General features: G+C 70.5%; 21 protein-coding genes. 5 read left to right on the top strand and 16 right to left on the bottom strand.

Annotated features, from left to right (window positions below):
- The first annotated feature begins 70 nt into the window (after positions 1-70).
- The gene (locus ABT001_RS18055; protein ID WP_351278183.1) at positions 71-637 is read left to right on the top strand and encodes a hypothetical protein; all 567 of its coding nucleotides are present in this window, start codon (positions 71-73) and stop codon (positions 635-637) included.
- A 59-nt stretch (positions 638-696) separates the two neighbouring features.
- Here the strand turns inward: ABT001_RS18055 and ABT001_RS18050 are convergent, their stop codons facing one another.
- On the bottom strand, positions 697-1,083 hold the full coding sequence (locus tag ABT001_RS18050) for a winged helix-turn-helix transcriptional regulator (protein WP_351278180.1): 387 nt from the start codon (positions 1,081-1,083) through the stop codon (positions 697-699).
- 123 nt (positions 1,084-1,206) lie between these two features.
- Between ABT001_RS18050 and ABT001_RS18045 the strand changes: the two genes are divergently transcribed.
- The gene (locus ABT001_RS18045; protein ID WP_351278178.1) at positions 1,207-1,614 is read left to right on the top strand and encodes a RidA family protein; all 408 of its coding nucleotides are present in this window, start codon (positions 1,207-1,209) and stop codon (positions 1,612-1,614) included.
- A gap of 374 nt (positions 1,615-1,988) precedes the next feature.
- Positions 1,989-3,293, top strand: a complete 1,305-nt coding sequence (locus tag ABT001_RS18040; protein ID WP_351278175.1) for a hydrogenase expression protein HypA — start codon at positions 1,989-1,991, stop codon at positions 3,291-3,293.
- 109 nt (positions 3,294-3,402) lie between these two features.
- On the opposite strand, the gene ABT001_RS18035 is transcribed toward ABT001_RS18040, so the two are convergent.
- Positions 3,403-4,038, bottom strand: a complete 636-nt coding sequence (locus tag ABT001_RS18035) for an SMI1/KNR4 family protein (RefSeq protein WP_351278172.1) — start codon at positions 4,036-4,038, stop codon at positions 3,403-3,405.
- 144 nt (positions 4,039-4,182) lie between these two features.
- On the opposite strand from ABT001_RS18035, the gene ABT001_RS18030 reads away from it, so the two are divergent.
- Positions 4,183-4,806: an RNA polymerase sigma factor gene (locus ABT001_RS18030; RefSeq protein ID WP_351278169.1), complete on the top strand. Its 624-nt coding sequence runs from the start codon at positions 4,183-4,185 to the stop codon at positions 4,804-4,806.
- The gene (locus ABT001_RS18025; protein ID WP_351278166.1) at positions 4,803-5,858 is read left to right on the top strand and encodes a CU044_5270 family protein; all 1,056 of its coding nucleotides are present in this window, start codon (positions 4,803-4,805) and stop codon (positions 5,856-5,858) included. Before ABT001_RS18030 ends, ABT001_RS18025 begins: the two co-directional genes overlap by 4 nt.
- A 306-nt stretch (positions 5,859-6,164) precedes the next feature.
- Here ABT001_RS18025 and ABT001_RS18020 read toward each other — a convergent pair whose 3' ends face one another.
- The 14 genes from ABT001_RS18020 to ABT001_RS17955 form a co-directional block, all read right to left on the bottom strand.
- The gene (locus ABT001_RS18020; RefSeq protein ID WP_351278163.1) at positions 6,165-6,917 is read right to left on the bottom strand and encodes a metallophosphoesterase; all 753 of its coding nucleotides are present in this window, start codon (positions 6,915-6,917) and stop codon (positions 6,165-6,167) included.
- The gene (locus ABT001_RS18015) at positions 6,914-7,891 is read right to left on the bottom strand and encodes an EamA family transporter (protein ID WP_351278161.1); all 978 of its coding nucleotides are present in this window, start codon (positions 7,889-7,891) and stop codon (positions 6,914-6,916) included. The genes ABT001_RS18020 and ABT001_RS18015 overlap by 4 nt, the downstream gene beginning before the upstream one ends.
- Entirely contained in the window at positions 7,881-9,140 is a 1,260-nt protein-coding gene (locus ABT001_RS18010) for an ATP-grasp domain-containing protein (RefSeq protein ID WP_351278160.1), read from the bottom strand. The genes ABT001_RS18015 and ABT001_RS18010 overlap by 11 nt, the downstream gene beginning before the upstream one ends.
- Positions 9,141-9,242: 102 nt before the next feature.
- Positions 9,243-10,610 carry a cation:proton antiporter gene (locus tag ABT001_RS18005; RefSeq protein WP_351278158.1) on the bottom strand — a complete coding sequence of 456 codons (1,368 nt, stop codon included), beginning with the start codon at positions 10,608-10,610 and terminating at the stop codon, positions 9,243-9,245.
- Entirely contained in the window at positions 10,597-11,124 is a 528-nt protein-coding gene (locus tag ABT001_RS18000) for a dCTP deaminase (RefSeq protein ID WP_351278157.1), read from the bottom strand. The genes ABT001_RS18005 and ABT001_RS18000 overlap by 14 nt, the downstream gene beginning before the upstream one ends.
- The gene (locus ABT001_RS17995; RefSeq protein WP_351278154.1) at positions 11,121-11,681 is read right to left on the bottom strand and encodes a hypothetical protein; all 561 of its coding nucleotides are present in this window, start codon (positions 11,679-11,681) and stop codon (positions 11,121-11,123) included. Before ABT001_RS17995 ends, ABT001_RS18000 begins: the two co-directional genes overlap by 4 nt.
- The gene (locus tag ABT001_RS17990; RefSeq protein ID WP_351278152.1) at positions 11,678-12,751 is read right to left on the bottom strand and encodes a hypothetical protein; all 1,074 of its coding nucleotides are present in this window, start codon (positions 12,749-12,751) and stop codon (positions 11,678-11,680) included. The genes ABT001_RS17995 and ABT001_RS17990 overlap by 4 nt, the downstream gene beginning before the upstream one ends.
- A gap of 2 nt (positions 12,752-12,753) precedes the next feature.
- Positions 12,754-13,203 (bottom strand): type II toxin-antitoxin system RatA family toxin, encoded by a 450-nt coding sequence (locus tag ABT001_RS17985; RefSeq protein ID WP_351278150.1) that lies wholly within the window; start codon positions 13,201-13,203, stop codon positions 12,754-12,756.
- A 32-nt stretch (positions 13,204-13,235) separates the two neighbouring features.
- A complete protein-coding gene (locus tag ABT001_RS17980) occupies positions 13,236-13,856 on the bottom strand; it encodes a DUF6031 family protein (protein WP_351278148.1) in 621 nt (206 codons plus the stop codon).
- Positions 13,853-14,962, bottom strand: coding sequence for a DUF6001 family protein (locus ABT001_RS17975; RefSeq protein WP_351278146.1), 1,110 nt, complete (start codon positions 14,960-14,962; stop codon positions 13,853-13,855). The genes ABT001_RS17980 and ABT001_RS17975 overlap by 4 nt, the downstream gene beginning before the upstream one ends.
- Positions 14,963-14,967: 5 nt before the next feature.
- The gene (locus ABT001_RS17970; protein ID WP_351278143.1) at positions 14,968-16,659 is read right to left on the bottom strand and encodes an alkaline phosphatase family protein; all 1,692 of its coding nucleotides are present in this window, start codon (positions 16,657-16,659) and stop codon (positions 14,968-14,970) included.
- Positions 16,656-17,438 (bottom strand): HAD-IIA family hydrolase, encoded by a 783-nt coding sequence (locus tag ABT001_RS17965; protein ID WP_351278140.1) that lies wholly within the window; start codon positions 17,436-17,438, stop codon positions 16,656-16,658. Before ABT001_RS17965 ends, ABT001_RS17970 begins: the two co-directional genes overlap by 4 nt.
- Positions 17,435-18,688: a hypothetical protein gene (locus tag ABT001_RS17960; protein ID WP_351278137.1), complete on the bottom strand. Its 1,254-nt coding sequence runs from the start codon at positions 18,686-18,688 to the stop codon at positions 17,435-17,437. The genes ABT001_RS17965 and ABT001_RS17960 overlap by 4 nt, the downstream gene beginning before the upstream one ends.
- A complete protein-coding gene (locus ABT001_RS17955) occupies positions 18,685-21,198 on the bottom strand; it encodes a dCTP deaminase domain-containing protein (protein WP_351278136.1) in 2,514 nt (837 codons plus the stop codon). Before ABT001_RS17955 ends, ABT001_RS17960 begins: the two co-directional genes overlap by 4 nt.
- Positions 21,199-21,365 lie beyond the last annotated feature (167 nt).

Here is a 21,365-nt window from a genome sequence, read left to right as displayed (position 1 = left end):
CCGGCCTGTGGGCCGGGCCCCATTCCGCTTTCCGGACCGCGCGCGTTCTGCGGCTGGCAGGATCTCCAGGATGCCGAAAGAATTCACCAAGACCTACAGGTGCATAGGCGCGCTCCTCCACGAGACCGGCATGGTGTCCGAGGAGAAGGCGCACAGCGTTCTCGAACGCGCCGCCGCCTATGCGGACGTCCAACTGGACCAGTACGCGGCGGCCCAGGCGTTGGAGAGCTTCGGAGTCGCGGTCTCGGTGCACGCCGACGACATCGACTCCCTCCGCGACGGTTACGCGAGCCTGCTGGCGGCTGCCGCCGAGGCCGCCGGCGGCAGGGTCACCATCTCCGACGTCCGGATCGTCGCGGGCGAAGGCGACTTCGCGGGCGGCCGCCGCGATGCTCTCGCGTTCGAGAGGGACGGTGAGCCGGTGTCCGTCCCGGCCGAGCACTTCGCGGAGGACTACTACGACCACGGGGCGGCCTGCCGGGCCATCGCCGAAACCGCCCACGGCGACGATCCGCGCTCTTGGCGCCAGGTCGGCTTCGCGCGCGAGTCAGGCGCCGGCTACGGCAGCGTCATGGTCCTCGCCACGCCCGACCAACGGGAAGCGCTCCACCAGTACCTGGGTCTGACGTCCACCTGAGGGGCGGGCGCCGGGCTCCGGGGCAGGGATCCTCGGGCCCGGCGGCGCGTCGTCCGGCGTCAGCCGCCGTCGAAGCCGCTCCGGGCCGCCTCGATGTGCCCGATGTTCCGGTGGGTCCAGTCACACATCACGTCGACCGTCTTCCGTAGCCCCTGGCCCGGCTCGGTCAGGGTGTACTCGACCTTCGGCGGAACCGTGGGGTACACGGTCCTCTCGACCAGGCCGTTGCGCTCCAGCATGCGCAGGTTCTGGGTGAGCATCTTGTGGCTGATCCCCTCGACCTCGGACCGCAGCTCGCTGAAGCGCAGAGTTCCCTCGCCCAGGACCTCGATGATCAACAGCGCCCATTTGTTGGCGACGTCCGAGAAGATCTCCCGCGCGAGCGAATCCGCCCGCCTCAGGTCGGCCTGTTCCTCGGGAGTGCCGCTGAACTGCTTGGTCACCATGAGGTTCCCCTGTCACTGAAAAGTGCGTTCTTCCACGTCAGCGCTCACTCTCCTACAGTTCCTGAGTAACCACAAGAGAGCAAGTGTGGGCCGCTCGGCCTGCGCGACAAGGAGGCGTACGACATGGCCATCACCCTGGTGAACCCCGCCGGACTTCCCGAGACCGGTATCTACCACCACGTGTCCGTCGCGACCGGCACGAAGCTGGTCTCCGTCGCCGGCCAGGTCGCCTGGGACGTCGACGGCGTCACGGTCGGCGAAGGCGACCTCACCGCCCAGGTCGAGCAGTGCTACGTGAACGTCAGCACCGCGCTGGCGGCAGTCGGCGCCACCTTCGACGACGTGACGAAGCTGACGGTGTACGTCGTCGACTGGACCCCCGACAAGATGGACCTGGTCCTCGCGGGCATCGCCCGGGCCACCGAGAGGCTGGGGATCACCGCGGCTCCGCCGGCCTCGCTCTTCGGGATCGTGGCGCTCGACATCCCGGAGCACCTGGTGGAGGTGGAGGCCACGGCGGTCATCGACTGAAGCGGCCGGGCACGCTCCCCACCGGGGGTGGGGTGCGCTCCTCCAGCTGACGCGCCGGTGGGACGGCAGATGGTGGGAACAGCCCGAGACGGAGATCAAGTATCCCCGCAGCGGGCGGACACACTTCCAGCCACCCGGGGGCTCGAAGGGGCGGGCCGTCGGTGGCAGGCTCCGTCGGCCGACCATGGCCGACGGAGTTCCTGTACCGTCGCCCCGGGCTCGAACCGTTCAGGAGTGTCAGCCCTTACTGCCTGCCAATATGCTGGCTCCGCCCGGGACTTCGCTCATCCGTCGACGGGGGAGACCGAGGTCCGGTCGTGCGTGGGTGCGGAGCGGGACACGACGCCGAACCCACATATGAGTGAGGAAATTGCATGGCACGTGAGCATGATCCTTCCAGACGCATACCGCCGAGTTCGGGCACGTCCTCCGGTGCGTCCGGGAGTTCGCCGGATTCGGCCCGCCGGGCGGTGCCGATGCAGGGGGCGGCCGGGGACCCAGGTGACGCCCTGAAGCCGGGCGGTACGGTCGGCCGCAAGGACACGTCGTCCACGGCGGCCGACCCGGACGCCGGCGCGCAGGGCCCGACGAGCGAGAGCTCCGAGAACGAGGCTCCCGAAGGTGCGGGCACCGCCGGAGTCACGGCTTCCGGCGCCGGTGCCGCGCGCGGCACCGGCGTCCCGGAGCCGTCGGCGGCGAAATCCGAGGAAGCCACGTCGGCTTCGGCTTCGGCTGCATCCGCCTCCGACCCGGCCGCAGCGCAGACGACCACCGGTGCCGTCGACCGGACCCCGGTCGTCGCAGTCGCGGCGGCATCGGTCAGCGGCAGTGCGGGCGCGGGTACGCGCGCGGACGGCGAACCGCTCAGCAGCCGACCGAAGAAATCGATACTGGCCGCGGCCGCGATCATCGGCGCGATCCTGATCTCCGTACCGTTCCTTGTGTCGGGCCAGGACGACCGCAAGCCCGAGAAGGACCGTACGCAGAACGTGGCAGGCACGATCCTGGGCACCGAACGCTCAGAGCCCCCGGAGACCTACACCAGCAAGTCGCCGAGCCCTTCCGTGACTCCGAGCAAGGAGAAGGCGCAGGGGAAGCCATCGGAGTTGCCGGTCGCCGAGCCGGTGATGGTGCCTCCGCCGACCAAGCCTGAGCGCAAGCCCGCGGCCACGGTGACGGCGAAGGCGCCGCCGAACACGGCTGCCGGCGCGTTGAGCAGCCTCGCCCAGGCCGACCCCGAGGGGCGGCACATCTGCTACCGGGCCTTCGTGTCCGGGAGTGGCTGGCAGGCACCGGTGTGCGACGGGACGATGGCCGGGACGGCGGGCCAGGGCAAGCAGATCACGGCCCTCAACATCGCGGTGTGGAACGTCGGCGGATCCTCCGCCAACGCCCTTCTGCACGACCAGGGTTCGACGAGCGGCAACGCCAAGTGGGCCCCGAGCTGGACGGCCCTCGTCGCGGACGGCAAGGACAACTACATAGGCAGTCCGCAGCAGGGCGCCCCGTTCCTGACGGGCTTCGCCATGAACGTCGGCAAGGGGAGCGTCTGCCACTCGGCCAGGTTGCGCGGCGGCGGCTGGGGCCCGCAGTTCTGCAAGAACAGCCGCCCCGAGTACATGTTCGTCGGCACCACCGACAACAAGAGCTGGTTCGAGGCTGTGAAGCTCACGGTGTGACCACCGAGCTTCGGCCCGCGAGGCGGAGCCCCCTGGTTGTCACCGGGGGGCTCGCCGAGAAGTGGCCTCCCGGTCGCCTTGGTGCCCGGGAGGCCCGGGGTGCCGGTGGTCAGGCTTCGATCTCCCACTCGACGCAGTGGTGGCCCGACTCCTGTTCGTAGGTCGACGGCCGGTAGTACAGGAAGGGGGAACCCTTTTCCAGGGAGTCGGCCAGGACCCGGAAGAGCTCTGCCGGACCGGTGGCCCAGAGCGTGCCGTCGAGGTCGCCCGACCCGATGCCCATCTCGTACACGTGCCCGTACGAAGGCCCCGGGCGGTGATCGACGAAGGCGACGCCCCCGTCGTTGGGCAGGGCGATCGGCACGCACAGGTGCAGATTCACAGCCAGTTCCTCGTCATCCCATAGATCGGCTTCGATGTTGCTCTCGCCGACGCCCACGAGGATCTCGTGCATCATCACCATGTCGTCCACCCCGCTCAGGCGGTGTCCCAACGGCAGAAAGGTCCCGGCGGGCAGGGGGAACGAGCCCGGTTCGGCCACAGGCGGGGCCGCGCCGTCATGAAGCTCCAGAAGCCTCCTCAGCTCCGGGTGCAGGGCGAAGCCCAACCGCGATTCCAGCCTGGCTATCGCCTCAGGGGCCGCCGGCCCTCTCAAGGCCGCTTGATCGGCGGGCGAATGAGCCGAAAGCCATGACTCGAAGCGAGCCCACTCGTGATCGAACGCTGCGGTGTCCACCTGAGTCATGCGCCGACGATAGATGTGCCCACTGACACCAGGGGGTCAGGGTGGCAGTTGGTTTCCACCCCTACAGGAGATGCTGCCGGCCGAAGCCGCTGCAGTGACCTGAGTCACGGGAACCGCCCCGAACCCCCGGACAGATAAGGGGACATGGAGAGACCACTGCGGGTCCGCATTCGGGACGGCGACGAGGATGCCTTCGCCGACCTGTTCGACAGATACGCGCGTTCCGTCTACAACCACGCGTTCCGGCTGACGGGGAACTGGTCCATGGCCGAGGACGTGGTCTCGTTGACGTTCCTCGAGGTGTGGAGGCTGCGAGGCCGGGTGAACGCCGAAGGCGGATCGTTGCGGCCCTGGTTGCTGGGGGTCGCGACGAACATGGTGCGCAACACCAGGCGGGCAGCGGCCCGGCACGCAGCCGCGATGTCACGTCTGCACCCAAACCCCCAGGGTGGCGCGGTCGGGGACTTCGCCGACGAGGTCGCGAGCCGTATCGACGACACGGAGTTGCTGGCCGCTGTCCGGCTGGCCCTGGACACCCTGCGGCGCAACGAGCGCGAGGTGCTGGCGCTCTGTGTGTGGGAGGGCCTCGACTACGCGGCAGCCGGTGAGGCGCTCGGAATTCCCACGGGAACGGTCCGCTCACGGCTGTCCAGGGCCCGGCGGAAGCTCGCGGCATCCGCAGAAAGCGGGGAACCGCTGCGCGCAGCCGGACAGATGAAAGAGGGCCGCACCGATGCGGCCCTGCCCGTACAGGAGGGAAACCGATGACGCACGACACCTCGTCGCTCCCCGAGAGGGACCTCCCCCCGGGCCGTCACCGCCAGCTCAAGGAGCATGTGATGCGCGAGATCAGGCAAGCCCGGGCCGAGGACGAGACGACGAGCCGTCGCAGGAGGTGGGCGCGGCCGGTCGTCGCGGGACCCGCGATCGCGGCCGTACTGGCCCTCGCCGTGATCACGGGAGTGACGGTGACCGGAGGGGACAGTGGCTCCGGCGCCGGTCCCGGCTCGAGTACCAGCGCCAGCACCAGCTCCCCGGTGGGCAAGGACGGCAGGGCGACCTACGCCTTCGCCCCTCTGGTCAACGGCGACACCAAGGGCGGTGCGGCGGCGTTGCTCGACCGCGTCGCGACGGTCGCGGCGCAGTCACCGGCGGACGACGTCCGGGACGACCAGTTCGTCTACATCCGAAGCCTGGTCGCCTACGCGACGATGTCGGAAGCCATCGGGGCCGAGCTCGAACCCCTCCACGAGCGTGAGGTGTGGATGTCCGTGGACGGCACCCGCCCGGGGCTGTCCCGTGAGCCGGGCGACAAGTTCGGTGACGAGAGGGAGCTGGAACCCGCCCCGGCACCCGGTGAGCCCGGCTACGAGACGAGCACCCACTACCGGCACCTCCAGACACTGCCGACGGACGCGGACGCGATGCTGAAGTGGCTGCGCTCCCAGGGGGGTGAGAGTGGTGAGGAGCGCAATCCCGACCAGGACGCGTTCGTCCTCGTCGGTGACCTCCTCCACGAGTCGCTGATGCCGCCGGACGTCAGCGCCGCGTTCTTCCGCGCGGCGGCGAAGATCCCCGGGGTGGTCGTGGTGCCCGACGCGGTCAACGCCGAGGGCCGTCACGGTGTCGCGGTGGCGCGCTACGACTCGTACAACCCGGGGGTCCGCGACGAGCTGATCTTCGACAAGAAGACCCTGGAACTCATCGGGGTGCGCAACGTGGCGACGAAGGCGATCGACAAGATCGAGGCGGGCCAGGTGCTGGGGACCACGGCGGTACTCCAGCGCGCCGTGGTGGACACGAAGGGGGAGCGCCCGTAACCGGCGGAATCTCGTGACGACTTGGTAGCGGTGGCGGCGGGTGCGCGTTCCCCACCGCCACCGGCCGGGACACAGGCTGCCATCAGCTCACCGGGCCTGGCGCCCGGCCCGGTGAGCCTCCGGACGACGCAGCACGCCCAGTACGAGACCGACCGCAAGCAGCAGGACCGCCCCCGCGCCCGTACCCGGGCGGCCGCCCGCCGCCAGGCCGCCCCGGCTGATGGTGGTTCCGTCAGAGGCCGACCGGCCCGGTCACACGGTCGCGCACCGGGAGCCCTCCGGTTCGCGGGCTGTCAGGGTGCGGACTCACACCACGCGGACATGGCTCGTGAGCCTGCCTTCCTCGTAGAGGTGGAACGTGAGCGAGGGCGGCGCGTCGTAGGTCTTCCAGGAGGAGTCCGGGCCCTGTTCCCAGGGCATCAGGGCCGTCGAGGCGATGCCCGGGGCGCACAGGAGCGGGAGACCGGCGAAGGTGGTCGCGGCGGCCGTGTGGGCGTGTCCGCAGAGCACCGCCGCCACCTGCGTGTGGCGCCTCAGGACCTTGGCCAGGGCGTCCGGTTCGCGCAGCCCGATGCGGTCGATGTACGGCAGGCCGAGCGGCACGGGCGGATGGTGGAAGGCGACGAAGGCAGGCCGGTCGGGGGCCGCGGCGAGCGCGTCGTCCAGCCACTCCAGCGTCTCGGGTTCCAGCAGGCCCTCGGGCCGGCCGGGGACCGAGGAGTCGCACATCAGCACCCGGACCCCGTCCGCTCCGACGGTCCGGGCCTCGTTGACCGGAGCCGTGCCGCTCCCGCCGAGCAACACCTCCCGGTACTCCGCGCGGGAGTCGTGGTTGCCGGGGCACAGCAGTACGTGGTGGCGCTCGTACAGCGGGGCGAGGAGGTGACCGGCCTGGCGGTACTCCTCGGCGCTGCCCCGGTCGGCGATGTCCCCGGTGACCAGCACGGCGTCCACCGTGCCCGGCAGCCCGGTCAGGTGGGAGACGGCCCGGCGGGTGCGTCCGGCGGTCTCCTCGGTGCCGTCCAGGTGCAGGTCGCTGAGGTGGGCCAGTACGGTCACATATTCGCCTCTGCCCGGGCCGGCACGTCCTGTCCGGGCTTCTCGGCGCCACGCCTGCCCACCCGCCAGCGTGCCCAGGTGCCCAGGCACATGGCCAGCGAGATCGCGAGGACGCCGTAGAGGGTGTCCTGCGACTGGTGCAGCCGCGGGTCGACGTACTGGACCACGTAGGTGATCGCCAGGTTCGTTCCGAACAGCAGCGAGACGGTGATCGGTTCGGACCGGACGATGCCCTGCTGGAGCAGGTACAGGGAGATGATCACGCCGACGAGGCTGATCGCGAGGATCGCGCCGACATTGCCCGGGGAGTACGGGCCGAAGCTGTCCCGCACCACCAGCAGGACGAAGGTCGCGACGACGAGGACGACGAACCGCGAGGCCATCATCTGCCGTACCGACATCCCCGCGTCGCCGAGCCGCTTGGTGTAGTAGGTCACACCGGACAGCGAGATGGTCGTCAGCACGCACATCACGATCCCGAAAACCAGCTGCCCGGTCGGTACCTCCCCGATGGCCGACTCCCCCTGGTAGGCCGTGACCAGCAGGTACACCATGGCGGCGATCATCCCGCCGGCGGCGACGAGTTCGAGCGGCAACGCCTTCGTACCGGGCCGCAGCTTGAAGCCGAGGGCGATGGTGACGGCCGGGCCCAGACCGATGATCATCGAGTTGGCCAGGGCCGGTTCGAAGACGGTGAAGGCGTACAGCACCGCGATCCAGCACACCGCCGTGGACAGGTTGAGCATCACCACGTCCGGCAGGCAGCGCCTGATCACGTCCCTCAGCTCCCGCTTGTCGCGCAGGGTGAGGAAGTAGAAGGCCTGCGCCACCAGGAAGGAGTTGAAGGCGATGAACTCCGGCGAGAGGTCCTGGACCAGCGCACCCTCGAACACCGACTTGGTCGAGTTGATGACGCAGTAGCCCAGCACCAGCAGCGGACCTGCGGCCAGGGCGAAGCGGCGGCTAGACGACATCGTAGAAGCCCTCCCCGTCCAGGTAACGCGCCGTCATGTAGTCGTGCGTGACGACTCCCTCCACCTCGTGCAGGAGATGCACCAGCATCGGGTACGTCATGTCGTTCACCGTCCGTGCGATCTCCTCGCCGGGCCGCACCTTCAACAGGACGTCGTGGAAGCTCTCCAGGGCGCGCAGCTCGGCCATCTTCGGGAACTCGACGAGTTTGCCCGCCTCAGGCGCGACCATGTTCACGCAGACCGCGTGCCGGGCCACCTCGTACTCGGTGTGACGGCGGGCCTCGAAGCCCTCCGGGTCCGTGTACGCCAGCACCGTCCACTCCAGCTGGCTCTCGCCGATGGCCGCCCGGGTGAGCAGCGGGAGCATGGCGCCGCACACCCGGGCGCCGGTCTCGACCAGCCGGGGGCCCTGCGGAGTCAGCTTCAGTTCGGTGTGCGCCGGGCCGTTACGGATACCGAGCGCGTCCAGCACGGAGAACGCGTACTCCGTCAGCAGGTCCTGTTCCGGCCCCCGGCGGACCATCAACGCCGACCCTCCCAACAGGTCACGGACGCCGTTGACTCCGAGGTGCTGGGTCTTCCAGAGGTCGCACACGTAGTGCTTGCCGTCCAGACTGACCGAGTTGACGTAGTACTCGGCGCCCACCAGGTACTCCTGGGCGACCACGGCGTCGTTGCGCAGACCGAGCGCGCTGTCCGCGCCGACCAGTCTCTCGAAGGCGGCCCGCACCTCCCCGGCCGTACCGCAGAAGGACACCCCGTCGTTCAGCGCGCTGCGGACCGGCTTGAGGACCACCGTCCGGTCGGCCGGGCCGTACCAGTCCAGCAGCGTGTCCAGGTCCGTGGCCAGGATCTGGTCGACGGCGGGGATACCCGCCGCCCTGACGGTCTCCATCATGCGGAACTTGTCCCGCCTGGCGATGCTCAGATCGGTGCCGTTGCTCCGCAGTCCCAGCGCCTGGCTGAGCACGTCGGCCAGTTCGACACCGATCTCCGCCCCGGGCAGCAGGGCGACCGGCGCGTACGGGGCGATGGCTGCCAGGGTCCGGGCCGTGTCGCCGCGGTGGACCACCGTGGAGAGGAAGTCGTCGGGCCGGAAGGACGTGCCGAAGACGGTGGGCGGCTGCTCCAGACTCTGCACGTGCAGACAGTCGTAACCGGCTTCGTGGAAGAGCGGTGCGAGATGGCCGGCGCTCGAGTAGGCGTCGACTATCGCGACGACCGGCCTGGGCTTCTGGGGGTTGCTCACGCGAGGGTTTCCTTTACCGGTGGGGCGGGATGATGCGGATTCAGGTGATCGGGCGAACGATGGCACCGACGGGTGTCCGGGCTGGGGCGGGCGGCGGGCCGTTCAGCCCGTCCTGGTCTCCACGGGCGGTCCCTTCGCGGCCTTCGTGTCCGGTGCGCGCGGCACGAAGGCGCTGTCCGCGTCGAAAGACCCTCTGGAGACGGCCCGTTCGAGCCACCAGCCGGCCAACTGCGACGTGACGATCGCGGTCAGTACCAGGGTCGTGAAGAGCGAGGCGTTGACGATACCCGCGTCGAAGGAGACCGTGGCGAGCACGATGCCCGGCCCGCCCCGAGCGTTCAGGGCGATCGCGAGGTCGAGTGACTCGGACTTCGGCCGGTCCGAGAGCCGGGCCCCGGCATACGCGCTCGTGGCCTTCGCCAGGCACGCGGTCAGGATGAAACCGATGGTGAACCACAGGTCGAAGGAGTGCACCAGGTCCAGCTTGAGGCCGACCGTCGCGAAGTAGACGGGGACGAAGAACCCCGTGGCGAACCCCCGCAGCTGTCCCAGGGAATCGTCCTGTGCGCCGGCCTGGCCACTCGTACCGGGGTCGTTCATCCCGGAGAGCAGCCCCACCACGAACGCCCCGAACATGGGGGCGACCCCGAGAAAGACACAGCTCGCGCACACCGCCAGGAGCATGGCCATCCGCACCGCGACCGTGGCAGGCCGGGCGGGCGCGACCGTCCTGCCGCGAGCGTGGCGCCGTACCGCCATGGCCCCCAGGGTCATCAGCCCGAAGAAGGCCACCGAGGCGACCGAGTGGTAGGCGGCCGAGGCGTTGGCGGACTCGATGCCCAGGGCGTGCGCCAGTCCGAAGCCGCCCTCCCCGCCTCCCGCGACCATGCCGAGCGCGACGGAGAGGATCACGTTCAGGATGACGTCCTCGACCACCGCGACCGACAGCACCACCCGGGCGAACCGGGTCCGGATGATGCCGAGGTCGAGCATGATCCGGGAGATCACCGGGATACTGGTCACGGCGATCGCGCAGGCCAGGACCAGGGTCAGCGCGGGCACGTCGCCGGCCGGGCCGAGAAGGGCTTCGGTGTCGACGGCTCCGACGGCCAGCAGACCGATGCCGAAGGGCACCGCCATCCCGGCCACCGCGATCACCGCGACGGACCGGCCGTCCTGCCGGGAGAAGACCCGGCGCATCTGGGCCCCGGCGGTGAACATCAGCAGGAGCATCCCGAGCTGGTGGACCAGCTCGATCCCCGACGCCACCGGCCCGTCCTCGGGGAACAGCCAGTTCCCCGTTCCGGGCAGCACCTGCCCCAGCACCGTCGGCCCCAGCAGGAGACCGCCGAGGATCTCACCGATCACGGGCGGCTGACGGAAGCGGGCGAACAGCCTGCCCATGGCGTGCGCCGCGAACAGCAGCAGGGCGATACCCGCCAGGACGCGGAAGAGCTCAGTCTGCGTCATGGGCGTCCTGACTGAAGCGGGAAGCGACAGCCGAGGTGGAGCCCGTGTACTTGCCGTCGTAACCAGCCGCTTCGCCCTGCATCGACCAGAAGGCCAGCTTCCCGATGACCATCCCCGGATACACCCGCACCGGGTGCGCGACCTTCATCTCCAGGGTCCACGGGAAGATCGCCCCGCTGTGCCCGAGCGGCGCGGAGAACTGGATCCAGATGCCGAGCGTCGAGGCGGACCGGCAGGCGTAGAGGGTCGCCGCGTAGTGCGGGCTGCCCATGGACTCCATGGTGCCGCCGAGGTAGAAGCGGCCCGGCTCCAGGACCATGCCCTCGGGACCCATCTTCAGGTGCTCGGCCTTCGGCGGTTCGAAGCAGTCGATCACCTCCTGCTCGTACCGGAGGATGTCGTCGGCGAGCCGGAAGCCGTAGCTGTTCGGCTCCAACCGCTCCGGGACGAAGTCACCGATGTGGATCCGTCCGGCGCGTACCTCGGACAGGATCTCGGGCCCGCTCAGAATCACAGCCAGCTCCCCAGCAGCGTGCGGACGGCCGACCTGTACGCGTCCAGACCCCGGCTGTTGTCGATCACGGCGTCCGGGGTGATCAGGTCGATCTGCCGGGTGGATCCTTCGGCGTGCGAGAGGTCGCCCCGCCCGGCCAGGCGCTTGCGGCGCAGTTCCTCGTCGCAGGTGACGCGCAGGACACGGAAGCCCTGCCCGCGCAAGGCCGGGGCATCCACGTGAGGGTCGCGCAGGTCGTCGTTGACGACGAGCCGGGCGTCGGTGTCCGCGAGCCGGGCGGTGAAGTCCGCGGCGAGCGAGTCGGGGCGGACGCGCCGCATCGCGTCGGCGAGCGCCTCCATCAGGACCTGGTCCTGCGCCCCTTCCCCGAGCACCGCGCCCGCCCGCCGGTAGACCTGCTCCTGGAGGTCGTACAAGGGCTTGGCGAGCTTGATCCGGGCGTGTGTCAGGCCCGTGTCCCGCGCGTACTCCTCCATGAGGGAGGCACAGGTGGACTTGCCGGAACCGGTCAGACCCACGACGGATATCCGGAGCGAGGAGCCTCTGTCCGCCGTCATCGTGTTCCCTCCCCACCGGGGGCGCGGCCCAGCACGGCGTCCGGGTCGACGTCGAGGGTGCCCCGCAGCCGCACCATGTCCACGGACCCGAGAGCCGTGCGCAGGTCGGCCAGGCCCCGGTAGAAGGCCGCGTAGTCGGGGACCAGGTAGGTCTGCCAGGTGAAGAAGGTCGTGTCGACCTGACGGTCCACGATCTTGTTCAGGTGTGCCCAGCGCTCGTTCCCGTCGGTCAGGTGCCGCGCGGTCAGCGGCTCCCCGGGGACGACCTCGGGCAGCAGCAGCGCCGCCAGCCGCTTGGGCTCGCCCGTGAACTCCGTGCCGAGCCAGGACTCGAACACATCGGGGTCCATCAGGATCTTGTGGCCGGGCTCGTGCGTGTCGATCAGGGCATCGACGTCGTCGCGGACCATCTTCTCCAGACGGGCGTCCGCCCGGATCGTGCCGACCCCCACGTACGGGTAGTCACGCCAGGGGTGGACGAACACCTCACCGTCCTCGATCGTGCAGAACAGCTTGTCCCCGGTGAAGTACTCCCAGCCCGGCCGGCGCAGGGCGGACAGCAGGGTGGTGGTCTTCCCCGCCCCCTTCGGACCGGCGATGATCACGGCCTCGCCGTCGCGGTGCAGGCCGGAGGCGTGCAGGACCACCGTGCCGAGGTTCTCCTCGTGCCGGATCACGAGATCGCGCACGAAGTCGAGGATCTGCACCGTGGACCGCTCGGTGATCCGGACCAGGAAAAACGTGTCCTTCGCCGTGTCGGCCGGGGCGTCGAGCAGGGTGGCGCGGTTGACGTACTGCCGGCGGCCCTCGGTGTCGACGAGGTGCGCGTCGAAGTTGAACTCGGCCGCGTTGCTGCGCCGGATGACCGACTGCGGCAGGTCCCACACCTCGGGGGCGACGTCGGTGTCCGGGGCGTAGGAGCGTACGTCGACCGAGAAGGTCACCTCCCCGGCCGGTGCCGGGGCCATCAGATGCCGGAAGAAGCGGCGGACGGGCTCGAACACCTGCTGCGCGTCCTCGGCCACGTCGAACTGCACGGTCGTGTGGAGGAAGTTCAGGTAGACGATCATGCTCAGGTCGCTCTCTTCTGCGCGGCGCAGGCCGAGAGGGCTCGCAGCAGCTCGTCGGCATGGGCTCGGAAGGACTGGGACCAGATGGGGTCGAGCAGGGGCGCGAGACCGTCGACGCCCAGTTCGTAGGCGAGGGTCAGCGAGACACGGGTGCCGGTGCCGGCCGCGGCCAGTGACCACTCACCGGACAGCCTCTCCAGATCACCCTCGGTCTGCTCGAAGCCCAGTCGCAACCCGGGCCCTGCCGCCTCGCGCTGGCGCCAGGTCACCTCGCTGCCGTTGAGCCGCACGGTCCAGTCGTTGGTACGGAACGCCCTGCCCGGCTCGGACACGGGGCTGACGGCCACCACGTGTCTGGCCCGGGACGCCACACGCGAGCCGTCCTTGACCCAGGCCCACACCTCGTCCGGGGTACGTCCCTCAATCAGCGTCTCCGCCTGAATCTCAGGCATGTGCACCTCACTGCTTCTCTGTCGCGGACGGTTCAGGCTGCCTTCATCAGCGGGGCCAGGAATCCGATGTCGAGCCCGGCGGCGCGGGCGAGCTCCGCCCAGACCCGCAGGGTCCGCAGCATGTCCCGCTGCCCCTCGGCGACCAGGCGGTCGGGCAGCTCGCCGGGGAAGCCCTCCAGCAGCCGGTCCCACAGCACGTGGATGTCCTCCACCGCACAGGTGCCACCCCCGAACTCCTCGTGGAGGCCGAAGACCTCGGCCAGTTCGGGACCGGTCGCGTCGACCACCTCACGCATCCCGTACTCCAGCGCCAGCGCCAGGCAGTGCTCGTCGTCCACCGCGACCCGTCCCGACAGCCGCTGGTCGATGTCCAGGAGCTGCTCCAGGAACCGGAGCTTGGCGGCCTGCTGCATCTGTGGCTGCTCGGTGCCCCCTTCGAGGTCCTCGACGTACGCCCGCCCTTCGGCGAGCATCAGCCACGCGGCCTGCACCCAGACCTCGACGGACTGCGGGCCCGCCATGACGTGTCCGGCCCGCACGGACGGGAACGGCGTCAGTTCCCGGGCGCCGCGCGATGTGCGCGGTGCCCCACTACGGTCGTCGCTCATGTGCTGCCGGCTCCTGTCCGTCGTGGTGGTGGTCTGTCCTGTCATCGCCCGGCCTCCTCGTCCCGGTAGCCGATCCGCAGCCGGGCGGCGCCCGCCCGCAGCGCCCGCAACAGGGAGGCGGCGGTCGGCGCGTCGAGCGCGGCCAACGCGTCGAGCCCCACGGGACCACGGGTGAAAGGCAGGTCCGACTCGCCGCCCACGCCGGGCAGCACCACACCGCCGTCCGCTCCGACCAGGAGCGAGGCGCCGGGCAGGAAGGCCTTGACCCGGGCGGTTACTTCGACCTCGACCGTGACGGCCCCGGCGGTGCCCGTCGCCCGGAGCGCCTCCAGGGTCAGCTCCGCGAACCGGGCGGCGATCGGCTCACCCGCCCGGGCGGGGCCGAGGAAGGTGTGGACGTCCCGGCGGAGCCGTTCCAGAGTGGAGGCCACCGCCCGGAGGGACGCGTCGTGCCATCCGCCCTCCGCCATCAGCCGCGTCCAGCGCAGCACGTACCACTTGCGTGTGGTGTACACGTCTCCGTGGTGCGAGAGCAGGCCGTCCATGAGGTGCAGCAGCACGTTGTAGGCGTAGCCCACACGCCCCCGGGTCTCGCCCGCCCTCTCGGCGAGCGTGGTGTGCGCCACCTGCTCGACCGCGGTGTGCAGTGCGGCGCGGCACCAGACACGGCTGAGGGCGGGCAGCGCGCCGAGATAGGGCGCGGTGCCGTCCATGGCGATGCCGTTGACGATGCGTTCGGTCTGCTTGCGGCGAGGCTCGCGCTGTCTGTCCCAGGCGCGGAGGCCCGCCACGGTCTCCTCGGGCAAGAGGCCGGCGAGGCGTTCCAACTCAACGATGTTGGAGGCGAGTTCGGTTTCACTGAAGGAGACGACCTCCAGGTGGTGACCCTCCTCGAAGATCTTGGTGGCTATCCGGGGGCCGTCGACGGCGGCCTTCTGGATCCGGATGAAGTCCAGGTCGCTGGTCGGATTGGCCAGTCCGTGGACCGGAGAACTCGTGAGCAGCAGCAGGCCGTCGCCGACGCGCTCGCGCATCAGCTCCGACAGCCACAGGCGGTCCAGGGCGCGGCCCTCCAGGAAGGCCGTCACCTGCCCGTGGCGGCGGGCTGTCAGCTCGTCGGCGGAGAGGAAATGAGGAAAGCTGGACGGCATGACCATCATCTTTCGTCGGTCGGTTCGGGAGTGCGGGTGCGGTACATGGACCCGGCGTCCGGGCCCAGGCCGAGCTGCCCGAGGACCAGGGCGGCCACAAGGGTGTTGTCGACCGGACCCGCCGCGGTGCCGGGCCCGATGCCTGGGCCGACCGCCGCGTGGACGGCGTGGAGCCTGCTGTCACCGGTGTTGACCACATGGGCTCCGGTCTTGGCCAGCCGCCGCACCGTCGGTGCCTCCCCCAGCAGTTGGGCACTGGGCTGGTAGTCGTCCGCCAGCGCGACGTAGGCCACCCCGGCACTCTCCTGAGCACCGCTGAGCGGTTCCCCGTCCCGGTCGAGGAAGCCGGTCACCACCCGGCGGCCCGTCTCGGGATCGGTGATCGACGACAGGGCCTCCCGCGCGCGCGACATCACCTCGCTGACCTGCGCGGGATCGTCGGCTGTGCCCTCGGAGACCCACAGGGAGCCGTTGTTCGCCGGGTGGTAGAAGACCTGAGAGCCCTCCGGGTCGAGGTCTCCGGAGAAGTCACGGGCCGCCAGACCCGCGTCGACCAACCGGTCGTTGAGATGCACCAGATGGGTGCTGCCGACCATCCCGTGGTCGGCTCCGAGCACTACGGTGTCCTCGGGCCCTGCCCGGTCGAGGACCTGACCGAGGAGAGTGTCCGACCAGGTGTAACAGCGCCGGATGTACGACCACACCCGGGTGGATATGTCGGGGCGGTGGGCCGCGCTCCGCTCGTCGCACCAGCCGAGTAACTCGTGGCCCACGTCGTCGGTCATCGGCAGGTAGATGACGACCAGGTCCGCGTCGTGCGTCTCCAGGACCGCCTCGGCCGCGGCACCGAAGGACCGTGCGACGCATTCCACCGAGGAGAGGAAGACCTCCTCGGCCGAACCGTCCCCGCCCTCGGCCAGCCGGGGGCCGAAGGCAGCCCCGCGGTAGAGCGGGCCCACCCCCTCGCCCGCGAAGGGCGGGCCCTGCCCGAAGCGGTGCAGCAGCTTGGGGTTGCGTCCGGCGGTGCGCGTCCTCCACACCCCCGTGTGCACCAGCACCAGTCGCCCGGCCACCCGGAGGCAACGCACCCAGGTGCCGTGGTACCGGTCCAGGCCCAGGGGCCGCCACCCCTCGTCCGCCACGAGCAGCAGCCGCTCACCGCCGGTGATCCGCACCCGGGCCGCCCCGTCCGCGCCGTGCTCGACGGTGGCTTCCACGCGGAACGTACCGATGTCCCAGTGCTGTGCCCCGGCACGGGTCTCCGGCGTGTACAGCGCGGGCCTGGTCAGCCGGCCGCTGTACGCCTCCACGGCGCCGTCGACGTGCGGCCCGACCCGGTCATGGGCGTCGAAGACCCAGGGGACATGGACCAGGGCGCTGGTCAGGTCGTTCTCGGATATCGCCTCCCACACCGGCGGCGTGGCCGGGTAGGCGGGCGCGAAGCCGCTGACATGGCTGGCGACACCGCTGCCCGCCCCCGGAACGGTGTATCCGGTGACCTGGTGCTCCGCCGGCCAGGTGCCGGTGAACAGGGTCGCGAGGGACGGCGGGGTCTGGCAGTTGGGGCGTGCGGGCCGCGCGGCGCCGAAGGCACCCCGCTCGCGCATCCGGGTCACGGCGGGCAGGGCGCCCTCACGCTCCAGACGGTCGACGACCCAGTGCGCCCCGGCATCCCAGACCACCCAGTAGACGGTCATACGACGCCCCACTCCCGCACGAGCCGCGCGATCCCCGCCACGGAGTCCAGCTCGTGGGTGGCCCGCCCGGTCAGGCCCTCGGCCCGCTGGTCCTCGTACTTGCCCGTGCGTACCTGCACGGTCCCGCACCCGGCGGCGCGACCGCCCGCGATGTCGGTGGTGGCGTCGTCTCCCACCACCACGCACGCGGACACCGGCACCCCCAGGGACGCGGCGGCGAGCTCGAAGAAGTCGGTGGCCGGTTTCCCGAGCACCCTGGCCTCGGCCCCGGAGGCGTACGTGACGGCCGCGACGACCGCACCGGTGTCCAGGTGGTCCCCGTCGGCCCGCTTGAAGTAGCGACCCGTCTGGAGGGCGAGCAGCACGGCCCCGTCCCGTACGGCCCTGAACGCGCCGTCGAGGGCGGCGTAGTCAAGGGTGTCCCGGCAGTCGCCGATCAGCACATGGGTGTAGGGGGGTTCGTCGGCCAGGGTCGGCAGTACCTCGCGCAGTTCCCGCGAGACCAGGGGATAGGTGCGGGCACCGGCGGCGGACAGCAGCTGCGCGGCCGCCACCACCGGTGTGAAGAGTTCCTCCGCCGCCACGTCGAGCCCGTAACCGGCCAGTTCCGCCTGGATCCGTTCCGCCGGCTTCGAGTCGGTGTTGGTCAGGAAGCGCAGCCCCACGCCCAGCTCACGCAGCGCGGCCACCGCGTCGGCCGCGCCCTCGATCACGCTGCCCCGGGCGTACAGGGTGCCCTCCAGGTCGAGCAGGACCGCCCGCACCGCTGCGTCGGTCATCGGCCGACCTTCCGCGCCAGCTCGGGCCTGGCCGCGACGGCATCCTTGAGGAAGGTGCGCTTGGAGTAGAAGCCGCGCGCGTCGTCGAGACCGTGCGCCCGCAGGAAGGCCTCCAGCCGGACGGCGATCTCGTCCATCTCGGTCAGCACCTCGGCCGGGTCGGGCTCGACGGCGACCCGGCTGCGCAGGTACTCCAGCTCGCACTGGTTGAGCGTCACCTCACGGGCATCGACCAGGCTGCAGTGGTCGAAGAAGATCCCGTAGACGTGACCGGTGCGCACCGACTCGAAGTTCACGTCGTAGCGGACCCGCCGGAACGAGGGCAGGCGTACGGCCTCGACCTTCAGCTCCTCCAGGATGTGGCGCTCGAAACCGCCGTCGTCCGCCAGGTCCAGCCCGTAGGTGTGGCTCTCCCTGCGGTCGAAGGTGTCCTGCGCGTACCACTTCCGTTTGAGCAGGTGCTTGCCGTCGGTGGTGGGGATGAAGGAGGCGTAGCCGAGCTCGGCCTCGGTGGGGCCGGTGACCTCGAAGAGGTGGTTGAGGTAGTCCCAGGCCTGGTACTCGTCGCGGTACTCCATGATGTAGCCCGGCAGTCCGCCGTTCAGCAGGGTCTGGTACAGCTCGACCGTCAGTGTCCAGACGTCCACCGGTGGGGTCAGCGTGTACTTGTACTCGAGCTCCTGGCCGCTGAAGCACTTGCGGTAGTAGCGCTGGTGGTTGTTGAGGAAGAGGAAGCCCTCCGCGTGCAGCCGGACCGCGTCCGCAAGCCATCCGAGGGTCTCGACGTCCGCCGTGGCCACGGGCTCGGGGGTGACCCGGATGAAGCAGGCGTCCTCCGCCAGGAAGCGGATCTGGCTGTGCACGTGGGCCCGGTCGCCGTCCGCGGTGACGTAGAAGAGCGGGACGACGGGGCCGGCGGGCAGGCCGGTGACCCCGGTGACCGCCTCGCGCAGGGCACTGCCCACCAGCATGCCGGGGAAGAGCTCGTCCCCGCGGGCCTTCGCGGTGTGCCGGCGCGTCCCGTCGACCGTGCGGACCGCCAGTTCCAGTTCCCCGAGCCGGTCCCAGCGCAGGACGACGGTGTTGCTCGGGAAGTCCTGTTCCACCGGCGCGCCGAGCTCCACGAGGACCACGGGGTCGGCGCCGGACAGGGGGGCCGTGCCGTTGAGGAGGTGCAGCCCGCCCAGGATCAGCCAGGACCGTCGTCCGCCGGGGGCCGCCTGGGGGGTGGATGTGGGGGTGTCGCTCACGGTCGTTCTCCCTCGTGGCCGGTCGTGGCGACCGTGCCGTCACTGATCACTGCTTCGGTCCCTGAGATCCCCGCGGCGGTCACCGCCGGGATACCGGCCTCGCGCAGCAGGATCGCCAGGTGCCCCAGCACGGAGCCCTGGTCGAAGACGAATCCGGCGACGTGGTCGAGCAGGACGGAGAGCACCGCGTAGGGCCGTGCGGCGCTGATCACGGGCTTCTCGTCGTACGACGTGACCAGGGCCAGGACGCGTGCGAGCCCTTCGTGCTCGGTGACGTCCTGGGACTTGTCGATGCTCACGGCCGGGCCGATGGAGAGACGCCGCAGCAGCGCGTCGTCGTCCAGGCGCAGGAGCGGACCCCGGGCGGTGCCGGGCGAGATGCAGACCTCCCCCCGCGTGACGGAGACGGTGTCGTCGCCGCCGAGTACGGAGTAGTCGACGAAGTACAGCGTGCCCTGGTCGAAGACCCACTCAAGGGTCACCGGTCCGTGCTCGGCGTGCATGGCCGCCGTGAAGCGGGCGAGCTCCCCGAGGTGCGGAAGGAGGGCCTCCCCGCCGGCCGGGCAGGTCACGTTGGCCGCGTCGTCGAATCCCGCCGCCACGTCCGTGACGATGACGGCCTCTCCGCCCGCGGTGCCGCGGTTCAGCGCCATCAGGCCCTCGTCGGTGTACTCGACGACGAGGCCCCGCTCGCCCGCCTTGCGGGAGATCACACCGAGTTCGCCCCGTATGAAGTCGCGTACGACGACCGTGTGCAGCCCGGTGCCGTCCGCGGTCACCCCGGTGGTGACGGCCAGCTGGCGCGGCACCTCCTCCTTGGGCACCACGATCTGGCGCAGCGTGTCGCCGAAGTCCAGTACGCATTCGTCGGTGCCGCCCGAGAGCGTGTCCGCGAGGGCGGCCCTGCCTGCGGCGCCGTGCAGACCACGGCCGTTGAAGCGCAGGACCCAGCCCGCACCGGTGGACACCTCGTGCGCGTGTGCCAGCCGGTGGGCGGGGCCGCGCTTGGCGGTGTACCCGCTGTAGACGGCGGCCACCGCGCCGAGGCCGAAACCGGCGGGGAGGTCGGCGGTGTACAGCGGGTGCGCCTCGGTGACCGGTTCGGCGGAGCTCCGGGAGATGTCACGGGACGCGGTCAGCGGGCGCACCTGGACGAGGTGGACGCCGTCCGCGTCGGCCGCCCATTCGACGTCCACGTCGTGCCCACGGCTCTCGCGCAGGCTCCGGGCCAGGCCGACCACCTCGACGAGGACGTCGTGTTCGGCCGGTCCGCGTCCCGGCGGGCCTGCGGTGAGCTGTGCGGAGTCGGTGCGCCGGGGCACGGCCACGCCGGCGACGAGCTCGTCGGCGAGGCCCTCGACGTACTCGACGGACACCAGGTCCTGGTCGCCGTCGAGGCCGGTGAACGCGACACCCGCGAAGGCCGGGCGGACGAGCTTCTGCACGATCACGGCCAGGCGCGGGGCCGGGGAGAAGTGCCCCGCCCGGATGCGGGCGGCGACGGCCGGTGCGTCGTAGTAGGAGCGCCAGCACTGCTCGACGGCGTCGATGACGGCCTCGGCCCCGCCGACACCCAGGACGGTCCGGTGGATCCCGGCGAGACTGGAGCCCGCCGTGTCCTCGTCCAGTCCCGAGGACCGCACGGCCAGTTCGGTCTCCGTGCCCTCGGAGCCGGGGAACATCTCGTTCAGCCGGGCGGTCAGCAGGGTGCGGGCGGACTCGGGGACCCGGATCTCGGCCCCGATCTTCTGGATCTTCGCCACGGAGTCGGTGAAGAAGGCGCCGACGGTGGCCTTCAGGTCGCCGAAGGCGTCGGCGAGCGCGGCGTTCTGCTCGGCGGTGAGCGCGTCGGTGAACTCGCCGGCCGGTATGCAGAAGGCGGTCGGCACGCGGAAGTCATGGCTGGAAGCGGAGAGCTGGGCGAACTTCGGCCCCAGCTCGGCCCCCTCGATGCTCGCGCCGAGCCCGGGGAAGCGCTGCCGGGCGAACTGCTTGTCGAAGTCGACGTGGATGTCGCTGGAACGGGGGCCGACGGAGCCCTGGTACTTGCCGTCGTAGAGGACGATCTCGCCCTGCGGGCGCCACCACATCATCTGGCCGATGTTGATCCCGGGATACACCCGGACCCGGTTCATGGTGTAGAGCTGCAGCGTCCACTGTCCCGTGTAGCCGATGTCACCCAGGCTGGCGGACAGGTTGATGAAGAGACCGAGCCGGGCGACCGACGAGCGTGCCGCGAAGGTCGGCGCGTAGTGCTCGCTGCCCAGCACCTCGATGGTGTGCGCGAGATAGAGACGGCCGGGCTCCAGGACGTATCCGTCGTCCGGGATGACGATCTCTTCGAAGTCGTTCGTGCGCCGGGCGTCGAGCGATGTGCCCCGATAGGTTCGCAGGGTCTTTCCGAGACGGAAGTTGTAGCTGTTGGGGTTGACCTGCTCCGGAGTGAACGGCTCGATGGTGATGCGGCCGTTCGTCCGTTCTCGCTCGATCTCGGAACCCGTCAGAATCATGGGGCGCCCCGTTCGCTCGTTCTCGGCGGATGGTGTGGAAGAGCCTTTGCGGCCGAAGTGGATACCGGCCGAGGGGGTGTCAGCCCCAGCCGGTGTCGAGGACGCGGCCCGTGATCGTGTACGCCTCGCCGTGGCTGTCGGTCGCCTCGGCCGCACGGCTGCCGGCG

Source organism: Streptomyces sp. NPDC002793 (assembly GCF_040295485.1).
Lineage (GTDB): Bacteria > Actinomycetota > Actinomycetes > Streptomycetales > Streptomycetaceae > Streptomyces.
Note: the sequence above shows the minus strand (reverse complement) of the source record. Positions and strands in the feature narration are given on the sequence as shown.

Excerpts from the sequence above, each read along its gene's own strand:
- ABT001_RS18055 (WP_351278183.1), top strand. The coding sequence starts at position 71 with ATGCCGAAAGAATTCACCAAGACCTACAGGTGCATAGGCGCGCTCCTC.
- ABT001_RS18050 (WP_351278180.1), bottom strand. The coding sequence starts at position 1,083 with ATGGTGACCAAGCAGTTCAGCGGCACTCCCGAGGAACAGGCCGACCTG.
- ABT001_RS18045 (WP_351278178.1), top strand. The coding sequence starts at position 1,207 with ATGGCCATCACCCTGGTGAACCCCGCCGGACTTCCCGAGACCGGTATC.
- ABT001_RS18040 (WP_351278175.1), top strand. The coding sequence starts at position 1,989 with ATGGCACGTGAGCATGATCCTTCCAGACGCATACCGCCGAGTTCGGGC.
- ABT001_RS18035 (WP_351278172.1), bottom strand. The coding sequence starts at position 4,038 with ATGACTCAGGTGGACACCGCAGCGTTCGATCACGAGTGGGCTCGCTTC.
- ABT001_RS18030 (WP_351278169.1), top strand. The coding sequence starts at position 4,183 with ATGGAGAGACCACTGCGGGTCCGCATTCGGGACGGCGACGAGGATGCC.
- ABT001_RS18025 (WP_351278166.1), top strand. The coding sequence starts at position 4,803 with ATGACGCACGACACCTCGTCGCTCCCCGAGAGGGACCTCCCCCCGGGC.
- ABT001_RS18015 (WP_351278161.1), bottom strand. The coding sequence starts at position 7,891 with ATGTCGTCTAGCCGCCGCTTCGCCCTGGCCGCAGGTCCGCTGCTGGTG.
- ABT001_RS18005 (WP_351278158.1), bottom strand. The coding sequence starts at position 10,610 with ATGACGCAGACTGAGCTCTTCCGCGTCCTGGCGGGTATCGCCCTGCTG.
- ABT001_RS17995 (WP_351278154.1), bottom strand. The coding sequence starts at position 11,681 with ATGACGGCGGACAGAGGCTCCTCGCTCCGGATATCCGTCGTGGGTCTG.
- ABT001_RS17990 (WP_351278152.1), bottom strand. The coding sequence starts at position 12,751 with ATGATCGTCTACCTGAACTTCCTCCACACGACCGTGCAGTTCGACGTG.
- ABT001_RS17985 (WP_351278150.1), bottom strand. The coding sequence starts at position 13,203 with ATGCCTGAGATTCAGGCGGAGACGCTGATTGAGGGACGTACCCCGGAC.
- ABT001_RS17980 (WP_351278148.1), bottom strand. The coding sequence starts at position 13,856 with ATGACAGGACAGACCACCACCACGACGGACAGGAGCCGGCAGCACATG.
- ABT001_RS17975 (WP_351278146.1), bottom strand. The coding sequence starts at position 14,962 with ATGCCGTCCAGCTTTCCTCATTTCCTCTCCGCCGACGAGCTGACAGCC.
- ABT001_RS17970 (WP_351278143.1), bottom strand. The coding sequence starts at position 16,659 with ATGACCGTCTACTGGGTGGTCTGGGATGCCGGGGCGCACTGGGTCGTC.
- ABT001_RS17965 (WP_351278140.1), bottom strand. The coding sequence starts at position 17,438 with ATGACCGACGCAGCGGTGCGGGCGGTCCTGCTCGACCTGGAGGGCACC.
- ABT001_RS17955 (WP_351278136.1), bottom strand. The coding sequence starts at position 21,198 with ATGATTCTGACGGGTTCCGAGATCGAGCGAGAACGGACGAACGGCCGC.